The sequence below is a fragment of the Burkholderia paludis genome (assembly GCF_000732615.1).
GTDB classification, from domain to species: domain Bacteria; phylum Pseudomonadota; class Gammaproteobacteria; order Burkholderiales; family Burkholderiaceae; genus Burkholderia; species Burkholderia paludis.
Genome location: NZ_JPGL01000081.1, coordinates 23,154 through 38,108, shown reverse-complemented (window position 1 = coordinate 38,108; position 14,955 = coordinate 23,154). Strand labels below are relative to the sequence as shown.

Genomic DNA, 14,955 nt, shown 5'->3' with positions numbered 1-14,955 from the left:
CATCGGGGCGTGGGGCGGGCGGCCGGCATCGGGCCGCGCGGTGAGCGGTGAGGAATGCCCGAGTATCGCACGGGTGCGGCCGGCGCAAGCGCCGCCGCGCATCGCGCGCGCTACACTCTGGTTCCCGGCGGTGCCGCGCCCGTGCCGTTGCCGGCCGAATACGACCAAGAGAGACATCCCATGAAGCTCTACAGCTATTTCCGCAGTTCCGCGTCGTACCGTGTGCGGATCGCCCTGAACCTGAAGCGGCTGCCGTTCGACTACGTTCCCGTGCACATGCTGCGCGACGGCGGAGAACAACTGAAGGACGCGTACCGCGCGCTGAATCCGGACGCGGTCGTGCCGACGCTGGCCGACGGCGACGCGACGCTGCAGCAGTCGCTCGCGATCATCGAATATCTCGAGGAAACCCATCCCGAGCCCGCGCTGCTGCCGAAGCTGCCGGTCGATCGCGCATATGTGCGCGCGGTCGCGCTGCAGGTCGCGTGCGAAATCCATCCGCTCAACAACCTGCGCGTGCTGAAGTACCTGAAGCACACGCTGCAGGTGTCGGAGGAGGCGAAGACCGCGTGGTACCGGCACTGGATCGAGGCCGGCTTCGCGACGCTCGAGACGCGTCTCGCGAACGACCCGCGCACCGGCAAGCTGTGCTTCGGCGACACGCCGACGCTTGCCGACGTGTGCCTGGTGCCGCAGGTGTTCAATGCCAACCGCTTCTCGATCGATACCACGCGCTATCCGACGATCCAGCGGATCGTCGACCATGCGTCGGCGCTCGACGCGTTCAAGGCGGCCGAGCCCGGCGTGCAGCCCGACGCCGAATGAGCGCGGCGCGCCCGGAGCATGCACGATCCCGGGCGCGCATGAAAAAGGGCGCCCGAAGGCGCCCCGCGCGATGCATGCCGGCGGCGTTCAGCCGAGCAGCGCGTCCGCGAATTCCACGGCGCTGAACGGCTGCAGATCCTCGACCTTCTCGCCGACGCCGATGAAGTAGACGGGCACCGGGCGCTGCCGCGCGATCGCCGCGAGAATCCCGCCCTTCGCGGTGCCGTCGAGCTTCGTGACGATGAGGCCGGTGAGGCCGAGCGCGTCGTCGAACGCCTTCACCTGCGTGAGCGCGTTCTGCCCGGTGTTCGCGTCGATCACCAGCAGCACCTCGTGCGGCGCGCCGTCGTGCGCCTTCGAGATCACGCGTTTCACCTTCTTCAGCTCTTCCATCAGGTGAAGCTGCGTCGGCAGGCGGCCGGCCGTGTCGGCCATCATCACGTCGATCTTGCGCGCGCGCGCGGCGCTGACCGCGTCGAAGATCACCGCGGCCGGATCGCCGCTTTCCTGCTGCACGACCGTCACGTTGTTGCGCTCGCCCCAGACCACCAGCTGTTCGCGCGCGGCCGCGCGGAACGTGTCGCCCGCGGCCAGCAATACCGACTGGTCGAAGCTTTGCAGATGTTTCGCGAGCTTGCCGATGCTGGTCGTCTTGCCCGCGCCGTTGACGCCGGCGATCATCATCACGAGCGGCTGGGCGCGGCCGAGCATCAGCGATTTCTCGAGCGGCGTCAGCAGCTCGACGAGCAGGTCGTGCAGCGCGCCCTTCACCTGCTGCGGATCGGTGAGGCGGCCCGCGCGCACCTTCTCGCGCAGCGCGCCGAGCAGGTACTCGGTCGCATCGACGCCGGCGTCGGACATCAGCAGCGCCGTTTCGAGCTCCTCGTACAGGTCCTCGTCGATTTTCGTGTTGACGAATACGCCGGTGATGCTCGAACCCGTCTTCGCGAGCCCTGTTTTCAGGCGTGCGAGCCACGATTTCTTCTCGGTTGCGTCCTGCAGCGGCGGCGGGACGATTTCGACCGTCTCGACGACTTCGTCGCGGCCGTCGTTGGTCGGCGTGACCGTCATCACGACGGCCGGCGCGGCCGGTTGCGCCGGCGCCTGCGGCGCGTCGGCCGCGGGCGGCGTCTCGGACGGCTGGTCCGTTTGCGGCGCGTCGGCCGACGGCAATTCCGCCGGATCGGGCTCCTGCGTTTTCTTGAATCGTTTGAAGAAGCTGAACATGGTCTGACGTCGGGAAGAGAGCGGGCCGCCGCCAGGGGCGGGGCGCCGGACGGGCCGTTCTGCGTTCGCGCGGACGCGGCGCACGGCGGCCGAAACCGTGCATTTTATCAGTGCGGCGTGACGCTCGTGCCAGTGTGCGCCGCCGCTGTGGTAACGTGCGCCTGTTTGGCGGCGCGCCCCCGCGCGCGCCCGGTCCCTCCGTTGTCGATATTCCGTATGTCCCGTTCCTCTTCCGGCCGCCCGGCGGCCCCTCCTGGCCGCGGCAAGCCGCACACGATCCGCATCATCGGCGGTGACTGGAAACGCACGCCGCTCGCCGTGCTCGATCTCGACGGCCTGCGGCCGACGCCGGATCGCGTGCGCGAGACGCTGTTCAACTGGCTCGGTCAGGATCTCGAAGGCCGACGCTGCCTCGACCTGTTCGCGGGCACCGGCGCGCTCGGTTTCGAGGCCGCGTCGCGCGGCGCGGCAGGCGTCGTGATGGTCGAGCGCCATCCGCGCGCCGCGCAGCAACTGCGTACGATCAAGGACAAGCTCGGCGCGCGTGCGGTCGAGGTCGCCGAGGCCGACGCGCTGCGGCTCGCGGCCGGGCTCACGCCAGGCGCGTTCGACGTCGTGTTTCTCGATCCGCCGTTCGGCGATCCGGCCGTGCTCGAGCGCGCGATCGCGCTGGCGACGCCGCTCGTCGCGGCGGGCGGCGCGCTGTACGTCGAGACGGGGGCGGAACTCGTCCCGGCCGCGCACGACGCGCTCGCCGGCTGGCAGGTCGTGAAGCACGGCAAGGCCGGTGCGGTTCACTTTCATTTGCTGCGGCGCGAAAATGATGAATAATGCGCGTTCCATACGAGGCGGCGCGCCGCAAAGGCGACGCATGCCCATCTCGGCAGTCGCGTGCGCATGGCACGGCTGCCATCCCGTTTGCGTGATGACAGGAGGAGCGACATGGTAGTCGCCGTGTATCCCGGTACGTTCGATCCGCTGACGCGCGGGCACGAAGACCTCGTGCGGCGTGCGTCGAGCATTTTTGATACGCTGGTGGTCGGCGTCGCCGACAGTCGTGCGAAAAAGCCGTTCTTCTCGCTGGAAGAACGTCTGACGATTGCGAACGAGGTGCTCGGCCATTATCCGAACGTGAAGGTGATGAGCTTCACCGGCCTCCTGAAGGATTTCGTCCGCACCAACAACGCGCGCGTGATCGTGCGCGGCCTGCGCGCCGTGTCCGATTTCGAGTATGAGTTCCAGATGGCGGGGATGAACCGCTATCTGTTGCCCGACGTCGAGACGATGTTCATGACGCCGTCCGACCAGTACCAGTTCATCTCGGGGACGATCGTGCGCGAAATCGCACAGTTGGGCGGCGATGTCAGCAAGTTCGTGTTCCCGTCCGTCGAGAAATGGCTGACCGAGAAAGTCGCCGCGATGGGAGGCCCTGCCGCGTGACGCGGCGCCGGCCGGTTTCGTCGCGAAGCCGGCCGCCGGCCTGAAGAAGTGAGATCAGTATGGCTTTGATGATTACCGACGAGTGCATCAATTGCGACGTGTGCGAGCCCGAGTGCCCGAACGGCGCGATTTCGATGGGCCCGGACATCTACGTGATCGACGCGAACAAGTGCACCGAGTGCGTCGGCCACTTCGACGAACCGCAGTGCCAGCAGGTGTGTCCGGTCGAATGCATTCCGCGCGATCCGCAGCATGACGAATCGCACGCGCAGTTGATGCAGAAGTATCACGCGTTGACCGCCGGGAAGGGCGACGGCGCGTCGTGACCTCCCGGTAAAGCGCGCGCTTTCGCCGGTCGGCGCGCGCGCGCCGGTTGCATGCCGGCGCCGTTCGGCGCCTGTCCTTTCGTTTCAGCCCGGCATGTCGCGCAACGCCGCGACGAGCGCATCGCATTCGGCGTCGGTGCCGACCGTGATGCGCAGGTGCTGGTCGATCCGCGGCAGCCGGAAGTGCCGCACGAAAATTTCCCGTTCCTTCAGTTTCGCCGCGATCGCACCCGCATCGCGCGCGGGATGGCGCGCGAACACGAAATTCGCGGCCGACGGCACGACGTCGAAGCCGAGCGCAGCGAGCGCGTGCGTGAGCCGCGTCCGGCTGTCGATCACGCGCCGGCAGGTCGCGCCGAAATAGTCGACGTCCTCATACGCGGCCTGCGCGGCGACCTGTGCGAGCCGGTCGAGCGGATAGGAGTTGAAGCTGTCCTTGACGCGGTTCAGCGCATCGATCAGCGCCGCATCGCCGAACGCGAAGCCGACGCGCATGCCCGCGAGCGAGCGCGCCTTCGACGTCGTGTGCACAACGAGCAGATTCGGGTAGCGGTCGATCAGCGCAATCGCGGACTGCGCGCCGAAATCGACATAGGCTTCGTCGATCACGACGACCGACGACGGATTCGCGGCCACGATCCGCTCGACGTCGGCGAGCGGCAGCGCCCGCCCGGTCGGCGCGTTCGGGTTCGGGAACAGTACGCCGCCGGCATCGTCGAGATAGTCGTCGACTCGGATCGAGAAGTCGTCCGCGAGCGGCACGATCGTCGTCTCGACGCCGTACAGGCGTGCATAGGTCGGATAGAAGCTGTACGTGATGTCGGGAAAGCGCAGCGGCCGGTCGTGCTTGAGCAGCGCCTGGAACGCGTGCGCGAGCACCTCGTCGGAGCCGTTGCCGGCGAATACCTGTTCGGGCCTGATGCGGTGATGGGCGGCGACCGTTTCGCGCAATGCGCGTGCGACCGGGTCGGGGTAGCGGCGCAGCGTGTCGCCGGTCGCGCCGAGTTCGCGCGCGATCGCCGCGACGACGCGCGGCGACGGCGGATAGGGATTTTCGTTGGTGTTCAGCTTGACGGGGTGCGCGAGCACGGGCTGTTCGCCCGGCACGTAAGGCACGAGTTGCTGAACGACGTCGCTCCAGTAACGGCTCACCGCTTGGCTCCTGTCGGGCAAAGCAGCCAGATTACCGCATGTGCGCGTCGCGGTGGGCGGGGCCGCCCGGCGGCGCCGGACGGCTCGTTGCACCGTGCCGGTGCGCGGTGCGGTCAGCTGCGATGCAGCTGCATCGTCGCGCGGTCGAGTTCGCCCTTGACGACCATCGGCATCACGGCGAGCGCGCGCTCGATCGATGCGTCGATCACGTCCTGTTCCTCGCGGCGCGGCGGCTTCAGCACGAAGTTCGCGACATCGGGCTTCGCGCCGGCGCGCGCGCTTTCCGGAATCAGGTCGCGCGGATGGCCGATGCCGATCCGCAGCCGCCAGTATTGCTGCGACGACAGGTGCGCGGTGATGTCCTTGAGGCCGTTGTGGCCGCCGCTGCCGCCGCCGAGCTTCAGCTTCACGGTGCCGGGCGGCAGGTCCAGCTCGTCGTGCGCGACGAGGATCTGGTCGGGCAGGATCTTGAAGAACTGGGCGAGCGCGACGACCGACTGGCCGGAGCGGTTCATGTACGTTTGCGGCTCGAGCAGGTGGACTTCCTCGCCGTGCAGGCGCGCTTTCGCGTAGAAGCCGTGGAAACGGCGTTCGTCGCGCAGCGTCGTGCCGGCTTCGCGGGCGAGCTGGTCGATCAGCCAGAAACCGGCGTTATGGCGCGTCGCGGTGTATTCCGCCCCGGGATTGCCGAGGCCGACGATCAGTTTGATCATGACGTTTCGAAGGCGGCGCTGCCGCCTGGGCGCAGAAAAAGAAAAACCCGCCGGGCGAGCCGCGGCGGGTTGCGTCGACCGTTTCGTGAAACGGATCGATGGAGCGCTTAGGCAGCCGGCGTTTCGCCTGCTGCGTCCGACACGGCGCCAGCCGGGACCGTCGCCGATGCGACAACCGGGTTTTCCGCGTCGACGTGCGCAACCAGCGCGACGCCGTTCGGCAGCGTGATGTCCTTCGCGTGCAGCGATTGACCGGCTTCGATCTTCGACAGGTCGACTTCGAGGAACTCCGGCAGGGCAGCCGGCAGGCACTCGATTTCGATTTCCGTCGCGACGTGCGACACGATCGCGCTCGACAGCTTCACGGCCGGGCTGGCTTCAGCGTTCAGGAAGTGCAGCGGCACCTTGGTGTGCAGCTTCTTCTTCGCGTCAACGCGCTGGAAGTCCACGTGCAGCACCAGTTGCTTGAACGGGTGGTATTGCACGTCGCGCAGCAGAACCTGTTGCGACTGGCCGGCCACTTCGAGGTCGAGGATCGACGAGTGGAAGGCTTCCTTCTTCAGGGCGTGCCACAGGGCGTTGTGATCGAGTTCGATCTTTTGCGGGGCTGCTTCGCCACCGTAAACGATACCCGTGGTCTTACCGGCGTTGCGCAGGCGGCGGCTCGCACCCGTACCTTGCTGTTGGCGCTCGAAAGCGACGACTTTCATGTGATTCTCCAATGGCTGCCCGCGACCAGGCAGTAAAACGGGGCCGCCGAACTGCAGCCCCAGATAAAGCGGACGGGGTTTCGTCTATCCCGTCCGATTGTGCAAAAAGCGAAGCGTTGCCGCTTCGCTTTCTGCGCATGCTTTGTCGTGTCGACCCGCGATCAGGATTCCGCGAACAGCGACATCACCGAATCGCCGCGGCGGATCCGCGAGAACGTCTCGGCCAGCAGGCTCGCGCTCGTCAGCGAGCGGATCTTCGAGCAACCCAGCGATTCGGCCGACAGCGGGATCGTATCGGTGACGACCAGCTCGTCGAGTGCCGATGCGGCGATGCGGTCGGCGGCGCCGCCGGACAGCACCGGGTGCGTCGCATAAGCGAACACCTGCTTCGCACCGCGGTCCTTCAGCACTTGCGCGGCCTTGCAGAGCGTGCCGGCCGTATCGACCATGTCGTCCATGATCACGCAGGTGCGGCCTTCGACTTCACCGATGATGTTCATCACTTCGGCGACGTTCGCCTTCGGACGACGCTTGTCGATGATCGCGAGATCGCAGTTGAGCTGCTTCGCGAGCGCCCGGGCGCGAACCACGCCGCCGACGTCCGGCGACACGACGAGCAGATCCGAGTAGTTCTGCTTGCGCAGGTCGCCCAGCAGGATCGGTGTAGCGTAGATGTTGTCGACCGGGATGTCGAAGAAGCCTTGAATCTGGTCGGCGTGCAGATCCATCGTGATGATCCGCTCGACGCCGGCGATTTCCAGCATGTTCGCGACGACCTTCGCCGAGATCGCGACGCGCGCCGAACGCGGGCGGCGATCCTGGCGGGCGTAGCCGAAGTAGGGGATGGCAGCGGTGATCCGGCCTGCGGATGCGCGCTTGAGCGCATCGACCATGATCATCAGTTCCATCAGGTTGTCGTTCGTCGGCGCACACGTGGATTGCAGGACGAAGACGTCCTTGCCGCGCACGTTTTCCTGGATCTCGACCTGAATCTCGCCGTCGGAGAAACGGCTGACCATTGCTTTGCCGAGGGGGATTCCAAGGATATTGACGACTTCCTGGGCGAGCGCGGGATTCGCGTTACCAGTAAAGACCATCAGGCCATCATGGCTGTGGCTGCTCATCGTGCACCTGCTTCGGGCTTGGGCGGGAAATGCGGGAAAATTTTTGGCAGGGGAGGAAGGACTCGAACCCTCGCATGCCGGAATCAAAATCCGGTGCCTTGACCAACTTGGCGACTCCCCTACACTTAACTGATAACTTCACCGGACTCGTGTAGGCCATCCGGCAAAGTAAAACTTCATGACGCGAAAGCGAAGAGTGGATGCTCGTTCAGGCTCTCGGTAACTGCACCATTCCAACCGGTGGGCAGCTTGGCTTGCGCCGCTTCTGCCTCATGCTTGCTGCGAAACGCTGCAAACACGCTTGCTCCGGAGCCGGTCATCCTCGCGGGGGTCACATCATACATCCATTTGACCACCTGCGCAACTTCCGCGTACTTACTTGTCACAACTTGCTGCATATCGTTCCGGCCGAAGCTGTCTGGCCATCCCGCGTCGCTGTTTTGCTGTGCAAGAAAGTCCGTAATTGTGACGCGCTTCGAATCTCTTGTCAACAACTCATCTGAAAATATTTCAGCGGTCGGGACATGAACACGTGGTGTCACAACCAAGAACCAGCGAGTCGGCAATTGTACCTCAGCTAATTCTTCTCCGATACCCTCTGCGAACGCATTTTTTCCGAAAATAAAAAACGGGACGTCGGCGCCGAGTTTTACCGCGAGCGACTGGAGTTCCGCGCGCGGCAGATCGAGTTGCCACAGGCGGTTCAGCGCGAGCAGCGTCGTTGCCGCGTCCGAGCTGCCGCCGCCGAGGCCGGCGCCCATCGGCAGGCGCTTGTCGATCTCGATGTCGACGCCGTGCGCGCTGCCCGTGTGGGCTTTCAGCAGATTGGCTGCACGCACGACGAGATCGCTTTCCTCCGGCACGCCGGGCACGTCGGTGACGCGTGCTACGCGACCGTCGTCGCGTAGCGTGAAGTGCAGCGTGTCACCCCAGTTCAGCAACTGGAACACGCTTTGCAGATCGTGATAGCCGTTCGGACGGCGGCCGGTGATGTGCAGGAACAGGTTGAGTTTCGCGGGCGCAAGGCAGTTGCGCAGCGTTCGGGTCGAATCGGTCATGCGTATGTCACTAGGCGCGCGTGCTCACTGATCGAGCACGAGCTTGATGTCGAGCGGCGGTGTCGCACGCACGAGGTTGACGCGTTTGACGCCCGTGGCCGGGGCATCCGCGTAGGCAAGGTAGTCGATCGTCCAGCCGTCCTGCCGAATCTGCGTGACGTGTGTGTCGTCGGCCGGGTCGCGCACGGTTTCCGCCGGTGTCGCGGGCGCGGGCGTCGGCAGCAGCCAGTAGCGCAGGCCCTCGAGCGGCAACGCGAAGCCGAGCGTTTTCTGCATCAGGTCGCCGACGTCCGGCGCATATTGCGTCGGACGATTCGGCAATTCGAGCGACGCGGCCTGCGGCGTCGACCTCACCACGGCGAGCGTCTGGCCGAGCGGGCTGCGCAGCTCGAGCGACACGTCGTCGCCGTGCTCCTGCCAGTCGAAGTTGCCGTACACGTTCTGCGGCTTGCCGAGGCTGTCGTCGTACCGCACCGCGAAGCGGCCGTGGTAAGCGTGCGTCGCGGCGGTCTGCAGCGCCGCACCCGCCGGCACGCTTGCCGACGGCGGCGTGCTCGCGCAGCCGGCGAGCGCGAGCGCCGCGCCGGCCGCGGCCAGCGTGCGCCGTGCGCGAAAGGACAGGGAAAACGTCGGGAACATCTGCATCAGAGGCCGTTGACCTGGAAGCGTTTCAGCGTCTGCACGAGCGTTTCGTTGTCGGGCTCGAGCTTTTGCGCATCGCGCCACGCGGAGCGTGCGTCGTCCTGCGCGCCGCTCTTCCACAGCACTTCGCCGAGATGCGCGCCGATTTCGGCGTTCGGCTGCAGGTCGTACGCGCGCCGCAGGATCTTCGCCGCGCCGGCCGCGTCGCCCATCCGGTACTTCACCCAGCCGAGGCTGTCCATGATGTAGGCGTCGTTCGGCGCGAGCGCCATCGCCTTGTCGATCAGCTTGCTGGCCTCGGGCAGCCGCTGGTTGCGGTCGGCGAGCGAATAGCCGAGCGCGTTGTACGCCTGCGGATTGTCGGGCTGCGTGCGGATCAACTCGCGCAACTGCTTTTCCATCGTCGCGTAGTGGCCGGTTTTTTCGGCCGCCATCGCGTAGTCGTAGCGCAGGTCGGGATCGTCGGGGAAATCCTCGACTGCCTGCCCGAGCCGGGCCTCGGCTTCCGGATAGCGCTTCGCGGTGAACAGGATCGACGCGTCGGTGCGTGCCACCACGGCCGCGTCGCGCGGATCCGAGATCGGCAGATCGTCGAGCACCTTGCGCGCCTCGTCGGTCTTGCCCTGTTTCTGCAGCAGCTGCGCGCGCGTGATCTGCGCGGGGAGATAGTGCTGGCTCGTCTGGTCGACCTTGTCGAGCCACTGCGACGCCTGCGCGTCGTTGTCCTGGTCGATCGCGATCTGCGCGAGGTAGATGTAGCCCTGGCCGACATCGAGGTTCGGCTGCTTGGTGCCGAGCTGCACGTACTGTTTCAGGAAGGCGGTCGCTTCGTCGAGCTTCTTCTGCTGGATCTTGATCAGCGCGAGCGCCATCAGCGGCGTCGGATCCTTCGAGTCGAGCTTGCGCATCGTCTCGAACTGCTTCTGCGCGTCGTCGAGGCGATCGTCGGCGAGATAGAGCTGCGACAGCGCGAGCCGTGCGTCGCGCGACTTCGGATTCTGCTGGACGTACTTCTCGAACGACGCGATGCCCGCCGCGCGTTCCGCCGGGCCCATCTGCGACAGCATCAGGGCCGCCGGCAGGTAGTCGGGGCGGATCTGCAGCGCCTGCTTGAGCGATTGAGCGGCGCCGTCCTTGTCGTCGACCGCGAGCTGCTGCCGCGCGATCGCGAGCTGCGCCTCGGGCCGGCTCAGGTCGTTCTTCAGCATGTCCTTCAGCACCGCGAGGCCGCCGACGCGGTCGGGGCCGCGCACGAGCAGCGCCTGCAGTGCGAGGATCGCCGGGCCGCGCGTCTCGCCGGTCGCGCGGGCCAGCTCGCGCGCGAGCATCGGCTGCGCATCGGCCGGCTTGCCGGCGAGCACCAGCAGCGCGGCATCGACCTGCGACGCCCGGTTCGAATCCGGCGCGTACTGGCGCCACAGGTTGGCGGCGGACAGCGCGTCGGCCGGGCTCTGCGCGCTGAGCGCGATTTCGGTCGCCCGCTGCGCCATGCGCGGATCGCGCGTGTCGCGGGCAAGGGCGAGATAGGTCTGGTAAGCGGGCGCGGGCTGGTTGCGCTGGAGCGCAACCTCGGCGGCGAGCACCTGGTAGACGATCTGGCTCGTCAGCGGCACGCTGGGGAGATCTTTCTTCTCGTCCGCCATCACGTGCTCGAACGCGCCCTGCGGATCCGCGTCGTCCGATCCCGGATCCTGTGCGTGAGCCGGAAAGGCGGTGAGGGTCCAGGCGGCAAACAGCGCGGCGCCGAGCGCACGGCGGACCGGGAAGGCACGCACGCCGCGCTCGGCGGCGGGGCGCTTCTGAAGCAGCTTCGAGGGCAGGGTCATGGAAATCCGTTCGATGTTTCAACCGATTGTAACGCGCTCGCTACAATACAGGCACGATCGTGAATCCAGTCTGAGACCCGCAAAGCATGCCAGAGTTGCCAGAAGTCGAAGTTACGCGCCGGGGCATCGAGCCCTTTGTCGCGGGCCGTCGCGTCGAGCGTGTCGACGTCCGTACTGGGATGCTGCGCTGGCCGGTGCCGGCCGGGCTCGCCGACCAGTTGCGCACACGCGAGGTGCTCGGCGTCGAGCGCCGCGGCAAGTACCTGCTGTTCGAGGTCGACGCGGGCTGGTTCATCGTCCATCTCGGCATGACGGGCACGCTGCGCGTGCTGCCCGCGGCCGGCGTGCCGGCCGCCGCGAAGCACGACCACATCGACTGGATCTTCGACGAGTTCGTGCTGCGCTTCCGCGATCCGCGCCGCTTCGGCGCGGTGCTGTGGCACCCGCGCGAAGCGGGCGACGTCCATGCGCATCCGCTCCTCGCGAGCCTCGGCGTCGAGCCGTTCTCGCCGGCGTTTACCGGGGCGCTGCTGCATGCGCGGACGCGCGGCCGCACCGTCTCGGTCAAGCAGGCGCTGCTCGCGGGCGACATGGTCGTCGGCGTCGGCAACATCTATGCGTCGGAGAGCCTGTTTCGCGCCGGCATCCGGCCGACGACCGCTGCCGGCAAGGTCTCGCTGCCCCGCTACGAGCGGCTGGCCGACGCGGTGCGCGCGACGCTGGCCGATGCGATCGAGCGCGGTGGCAGCACGTTGCGCGATTTTGTCGGCAGCAACGGCGAAAGCGGCTACTTCCAGCTCGACTGCTTCGTCTACGACCGGGCCGGCCAGCCATGCCGCGTATGCGGCACGCCGATCCGCCAGATCGTGCAGGGCCAGCGGTCGACCTATTTCTGCCCGACCTGCCAGCGTTGACTCCTTGCGTTGAACCCTCTTCCCACGACCAGATAACTTGAAGCCGCCCCGCATCGCCCCCGCTCCGTTTCCCGTCACACCGCTGCACCGCACGTTTGCCGCGCGCCTGGTCGCATGGCAGCGCGAACACGGCCGCCACGACCTGCCATGGCAAAACACCCGCGATCCGTACCGGATCTGGCTGTCGGAAATCATGCTGCAGCAGACGCAGGTGTCGACCGTCATTCCGTATTACACGCGCTTTCTCGAACGCTACCCCGACGTCGCCGCGCTCGCGGCCGCGCCGAGCGACGACGTGATGGCGCTGTGGGCCGGCCTCGGCTACTACTCGCGGGCGCGCAACCTGCACCGGTGTGCGCAGGTTGTCGTCGCCGAGCATTGCGGTGCATTTCCGGCGACGCCCGAGGCCCTGGCCGAGCTGCCCGGGATCGGGCGCTCGACGGCTGCGGCGATCGCGTCGTTCGCTTACGGCGCGCGCGCGACGATCCTCGACGGCAACGTGAAACGCGTGCTTGCGCGGGTGTTCGGCGTCGAGGGCTTTCCGGGCGAGAAGCGCGTCGAGAACGACATGTGGGCGCTCGCCGAATCGCTGCTGCCCGACGCCGCGAACGCGGCCGACGTGAGTGCGTATACGCAGGGGCTGATGGATCTCGGCGCGACGCTGTGCATGCGCGGCAAGCCCGATTGCACGCGTTGCCCGTTCGCGGGCGACTGCGTCGCGCAGTCGACGGGCCGCCAGCGCGAACTGCCCGCCGCGCGGCCGAAGAAAGCCGTGCCGACGCGCAGGACGTGGATGCTCGTGCTGCGCGACGGCGACGCCGTGCTGCTCGAGCGGCGGCCGCCGACCGGCATCTGGGGCGGGTTGTGGAGCCTGCCGCAAGCGGACGGCGACGCGGCGCTCGCGGAACTCGCGCGCGGTTTCGGCGGCGGCGGCACGGTGCCGCTCGCGCCGTTCACGCACACGTTCACGCATTTCCGGCTCGAGATCGAGCCGCGGCTGAGCGACATGGCCGACGGTGGCGGTCTGCCGGCCGGCGCGCGCGAGGCCGACACCGCGTGGGTGCCGTTGAGCCGGCTCGATGCGTACGGTGTGCCGGCGCCGGTGCGCAAGCTGCTCGATGCGCTGAGCGGGCCGCTGCTGTAACGAAGGGCGCACGGCCGGAGCGCGTTTTCAGGAGAGGAGGGCGCCGGAGCGCCGAAGACTGGTGACGCCGAAGGGCGGCCTGCCCGGCGGTCCGACGCGACGCGGCCGATCCGGAGCCGCCCGGGAACGTGCCGGGTCCTGCCGCTTTTTCACCCGGCAGGCAGTTGCGTGACGGATGCCTCCGAGGGGCTCGCGCGTATTGGCCGGGCCCTTACAGCCAGCCGTGCCGGTCGAGCACGTGGTGCACGGCGTCGATGCGTGCGCCGACGTCGGGAAACTCCATCAGCTTCTGCCGCGCGCGCAGGTCGAGCGGCAGCAATTCCGCGAGGCGGTTCGACACCCAGCTCGGATCGTCGAGACGGAACGGTTCGCCGAACGGCAGCTTGCCTGCCGGTTCCGATTTCTTCAGCGCGTCGATGATGCGCTCGAGCACTTCGGCGCACGAGCCGAACTGCGCGAGCGTCTGCTCGCCTTCGAGCGGGATGTCGTCGGGCAGCGGCTCCGCAATGCCAACCAGCAGCCCGTTGCCTTCGACGCGATACGACAGCAGTTCGAAGCGCTGCGTGCCGACCGCCTGCAGGTACAGCATCCCGAATTCGCCGGTATCGCACTCGGTGATGCGCGCCATGCAGCCGATCGTCTCGGGCACCGACACGGCGCCGTCCTGGGCGACCTCGGGCCCGCTCTTGAGCAGGCACACGCCGAACGGCGCGTCGTCGCGCAGGCACGCGCGCGACATGTCGAGATAGCGCGCCTCGAACACCTTGAGCGGGAGCAGCCCTCCCGGAAACAGCACCGTGTGCAGCGGAAACAGCGGCAGGTCGATCAGGGTGGTCGATAGGGAGGACATGGCGCGCGGGCGGTGGGTGGGCGTCGCTAGGGTCGGTCGACCTCGGAGACAAGCCGCGACGACGCGTCGACATCCACTGGCGCGTCACGATGCCGCACGATCACGTTCGCCTCGTGCGCAAGGCGCGCGGCGAGCGTTTCGGCGATGAACACCGAACGATGCTGCCCGCCCGTGCAGCCGATGGCGACGGTCAGGTAGCTGCGGTTGTCATCGCGGAAGTGCGGCAGCCATTTCATCAGGAACGCTTGGATGTCGTCGATCATCTGGTGGACGATCGGCAATGCGTCGAGAAAGGCGATGACCGGCTGGTCGAGCCCGGTGAGCGGGCGCAACTCGTGGTCGTAGTACGGGTTCGGCAGCGCGCGCACGTCGAACATCAGGTCGGCGTCGAGCGGCACGCCGCGCTTGAAGCCGAACGACTCGAACATCACCATCAGGTCGTTGCTCTTCTGTTCGATGAAGCGCTTGACCCAGGTGCGCAGCACGTTGGCGCGCAGCGTGCTCGTGTCGATCTGGTGGCCGAATTCGGCCAGCGGCGCGACGAGGTGGCGTTCGCGCTCGATCGCTTCCTCGAGCGACGACAGCAGGCCGACGTCGGCATCGTGCGACAGCGAACCGGACAGCGGATGGCGGCGGCGCGTTTCGGAGAAGCGCTGGATCAGCGCCTGGGTGCTCGCGTTGAGGAACAGTACGCGAACGTCGTGTTCGCGCGACAGATCGCGGATCAGGCCGGGCATTTCGTCGAGCGACGCGCTCGAGCGTGCGTCGATCGCGACCGCGAGCCGATGCTGGCCCTCGGCGGCGAGGTAGCGGGCGAGTTCGGGGAGCACACGCGGCGGCAGGTTGTCGACGCAGTAATAGCCTGCGTCTTCGAGCGCGTTCAGCGCGACGGATTTGCCTGAGCCGGAGATGCCGGTGATAAGGACGATGCGCATGGGAAGCAGTGAATCCTGACGTTTCATCATAGCACCGGCTCGACGCGTCGGCGCGGCGTGGCCGGCGCG

At 67.1% G+C, this 14,955-nt stretch carries 16 protein-coding genes and 1 tRNA gene; 6 read left to right on the top strand and 11 right to left on the bottom strand.

Going from position 1 to position 14,955, the window contains the following annotated elements; translation table 11 throughout:
- The first annotated feature begins 180 nt into the window (after positions 1 to 180).
- Positions 181 to 825, top strand: a complete 645-nt coding sequence (gene maiA / locus GQ56_RS0135040) for a maleylacetoacetate isomerase (protein WP_031403080.1) — start codon at positions 181 to 183, stop codon at positions 823 to 825.
- Between the two features lie 87 nt (positions 826 to 912).
- Here maiA and ftsY read toward each other — a convergent pair whose 3' ends face one another.
- Positions 913 to 2,052, bottom strand: a complete 1,140-nt coding sequence (ftsY, locus tag GQ56_RS0135035; protein ID WP_031403079.1) for a signal recognition particle-docking protein FtsY — start codon at positions 2,050 to 2,052, stop codon at positions 913 to 915.
- 216 nt (positions 2,053 to 2,268) lie between these two features.
- Here ftsY and rsmD point away from each other — a divergent pair, with 216 nt between their 5' ends.
- From rsmD to GQ56_RS0135020, 3 genes are all read left to right on the top strand, one after another.
- Positions 2,269 to 2,883 (top strand): 16S rRNA (guanine(966)-N(2))-methyltransferase RsmD, encoded by a 615-nt coding sequence (gene rsmD / locus GQ56_RS0135030; protein ID WP_031403078.1) that lies wholly within the window; start codon positions 2,269 to 2,271, stop codon positions 2,881 to 2,883.
- Positions 2,884 to 2,994: 111 nt separating this feature from the next.
- On the top strand, positions 2,995 to 3,492 hold the full coding sequence (coaD, locus tag GQ56_RS0135025; RefSeq protein ID WP_031403077.1) for a pantetheine-phosphate adenylyltransferase: 498 nt from the start codon (positions 2,995 to 2,997) through the stop codon (positions 3,490 to 3,492).
- Positions 3,493 to 3,551: 59 nt separating this feature from the next.
- Positions 3,552 to 3,818: a YfhL family 4Fe-4S dicluster ferredoxin gene (locus GQ56_RS0135020; RefSeq protein WP_031403076.1), complete on the top strand. Its 267-nt coding sequence runs from the start codon at positions 3,552 to 3,554 to the stop codon at positions 3,816 to 3,818.
- A gap of 84 nt (positions 3,819 to 3,902) precedes the next feature.
- Here GQ56_RS0135020 and hisC read toward each other — a convergent pair whose 3' ends face one another.
- The 8 genes from hisC to GQ56_RS0134980 all read right to left on the bottom strand — a co-directional run bounded on the left by hisC (position 3,903) and on the right by GQ56_RS0134980 (position 11,043).
- Complete coding sequence (gene hisC / locus GQ56_RS0135015; RefSeq protein WP_031403075.1) at positions 3,903 to 4,970, bottom strand: histidinol-phosphate transaminase; 1,068 nt, start codon at positions 4,968 to 4,970, stop codon at positions 3,903 to 3,905.
- A 113-nt stretch (positions 4,971 to 5,083) separates the two neighbouring features.
- A complete protein-coding gene (gene pth, locus GQ56_RS0135010) occupies positions 5,084 to 5,683 on the bottom strand; it encodes an aminoacyl-tRNA hydrolase (RefSeq protein ID WP_031403074.1) in 600 nt (199 codons plus the stop codon).
- A 107-nt stretch (positions 5,684 to 5,790) separates the two neighbouring features.
- Positions 5,791 to 6,393: a 50S ribosomal protein L25/general stress protein Ctc gene (locus GQ56_RS0135005; protein ID WP_031403073.1), complete on the bottom strand. Its 603-nt coding sequence runs from the start codon at positions 6,391 to 6,393 to the stop codon at positions 5,791 to 5,793.
- Between the two features lie 161 nt (positions 6,394 to 6,554).
- Positions 6,555 to 7,517: a ribose-phosphate pyrophosphokinase gene (locus GQ56_RS0135000; RefSeq protein ID WP_031403072.1), complete on the bottom strand. Its 963-nt coding sequence runs from the start codon at positions 7,515 to 7,517 to the stop codon at positions 6,555 to 6,557.
- Between the two features lie 44 nt (positions 7,518 to 7,561).
- Positions 7,562 to 7,638 (bottom strand) — tRNA-Gln (locus GQ56_RS0134995).
- Positions 7,639 to 7,693: 55 nt separating this feature from the next.
- On the bottom strand, positions 7,694 to 8,575 hold the full coding sequence (gene ispE / locus GQ56_RS0134990) for a 4-(cytidine 5'-diphospho)-2-C-methyl-D-erythritol kinase (protein WP_031403071.1): 882 nt from the start codon (positions 8,573 to 8,575) through the stop codon (positions 7,694 to 7,696).
- Between the two features lie 24 nt (positions 8,576 to 8,599).
- Positions 8,600 to 9,220 (bottom strand): lipoprotein insertase outer membrane protein LolB, encoded by a 621-nt coding sequence (gene lolB, locus GQ56_RS0134985; RefSeq protein WP_031403070.1) that lies wholly within the window; start codon positions 9,218 to 9,220, stop codon positions 8,600 to 8,602.
- The gene (locus GQ56_RS0134980) at positions 9,220 to 11,043 is read right to left on the bottom strand and encodes a tetratricopeptide repeat protein (protein ID WP_031403069.1); all 1,824 of its coding nucleotides are present in this window, start codon (positions 11,041 to 11,043) and stop codon (positions 9,220 to 9,222) included. The genes lolB and GQ56_RS0134980 overlap by 1 nt, the downstream gene beginning before the upstream one ends.
- A gap of 86 nt (positions 11,044 to 11,129) precedes the next feature.
- On the opposite strand from GQ56_RS0134980, the gene mutM reads away from it, so the two are divergent.
- Complete coding sequence (mutM, locus tag GQ56_RS0134975) at positions 11,130 to 11,957, top strand: bifunctional DNA-formamidopyrimidine glycosylase/DNA-(apurinic or apyrimidinic site) lyase (protein WP_031403068.1); 828 nt, start codon at positions 11,130 to 11,132, stop codon at positions 11,955 to 11,957.
- A 37-nt stretch (positions 11,958 to 11,994) separates the two neighbouring features.
- Positions 11,995 to 13,101 carry an A/G-specific adenine glycosylase gene (gene mutY / locus GQ56_RS0134970; RefSeq protein WP_031403067.1) on the top strand — a complete coding sequence of 369 codons (1,107 nt, stop codon included), beginning with the start codon at positions 11,995 to 11,997 and terminating at the stop codon, positions 13,099 to 13,101.
- 211 nt (positions 13,102 to 13,312) lie between these two features.
- On the opposite strand, the gene GQ56_RS0134965 is transcribed toward mutY, so the two are convergent.
- Complete coding sequence (locus GQ56_RS0134965; protein WP_031403066.1) at positions 13,313 to 13,951, bottom strand: LON peptidase substrate-binding domain-containing protein; 639 nt, start codon at positions 13,949 to 13,951, stop codon at positions 13,313 to 13,315.
- A gap of 26 nt (positions 13,952 to 13,977) precedes the next feature.
- Positions 13,978 to 14,886, bottom strand: coding sequence for an RNase adapter RapZ (gene rapZ / locus GQ56_RS0134960; protein ID WP_031403065.1), 909 nt, complete (start codon positions 14,884 to 14,886; stop codon positions 13,978 to 13,980).
- Between the last annotated feature and the right edge of the window lie 69 nt (positions 14,887 to 14,955).

Coding starts and splice junctions, on each gene's coding strand:
- GQ56_RS0135005 (WP_031403073.1), bottom strand. CDS start 6,393: ATGAAAGTCGTCGCTTTCGAGCGCCAACAGCAAGGTACGGGTGCGAGC.
- rsmD (WP_031403078.1), top strand. CDS start 2,269: ATGTCCCGTTCCTCTTCCGGCCGCCCGGCGGCCCCTCCTGGCCGCGGC.
- pth (WP_031403074.1), bottom strand. CDS start 5,683: ATGATCAAACTGATCGTCGGCCTCGGCAATCCCGGGGCGGAATACACC.
- ftsY (WP_031403079.1), bottom strand. CDS start 2,052: ATGTTCAGCTTCTTCAAACGATTCAAGAAAACGCAGGAGCCCGATCCG.
- ispE (WP_031403071.1), bottom strand. CDS start 8,575: ATGACCGATTCGACCCGAACGCTGCGCAACTGCCTTGCGCCCGCGAAA.
- GQ56_RS0135020 (WP_031403076.1), top strand. CDS start 3,552: ATGGCTTTGATGATTACCGACGAGTGCATCAATTGCGACGTGTGCGAG.
- GQ56_RS0134980 (WP_031403069.1), bottom strand. CDS start 11,043: ATGACCCTGCCCTCGAAGCTGCTTCAGAAGCGCCCCGCCGCCGAGCGC.
- maiA (WP_031403080.1), top strand. CDS start 181: ATGAAGCTCTACAGCTATTTCCGCAGTTCCGCGTCGTACCGTGTGCGG.
- GQ56_RS0134965 (WP_031403066.1), bottom strand. CDS start 13,951: ATGTCCTCCCTATCGACCACCCTGATCGACCTGCCGCTGTTTCCGCTG.
- mutM (WP_031403068.1), top strand. CDS start 11,130: ATGCCAGAGTTGCCAGAAGTCGAAGTTACGCGCCGGGGCATCGAGCCC.
- lolB (WP_031403070.1), bottom strand. CDS start 9,220: ATGCAGATGTTCCCGACGTTTTCCCTGTCCTTTCGCGCACGGCGCACG.
- GQ56_RS0135000 (WP_031403072.1), bottom strand. CDS start 7,517: ATGAGCAGCCACAGCCATGATGGCCTGATGGTCTTTACTGGTAACGCG.
- rapZ (WP_031403065.1), bottom strand. CDS start 14,886: ATGCGCATCGTCCTTATCACCGGCATCTCCGGCTCAGGCAAATCCGTC.
- coaD (WP_031403077.1), top strand. CDS start 2,995: ATGGTAGTCGCCGTGTATCCCGGTACGTTCGATCCGCTGACGCGCGGG.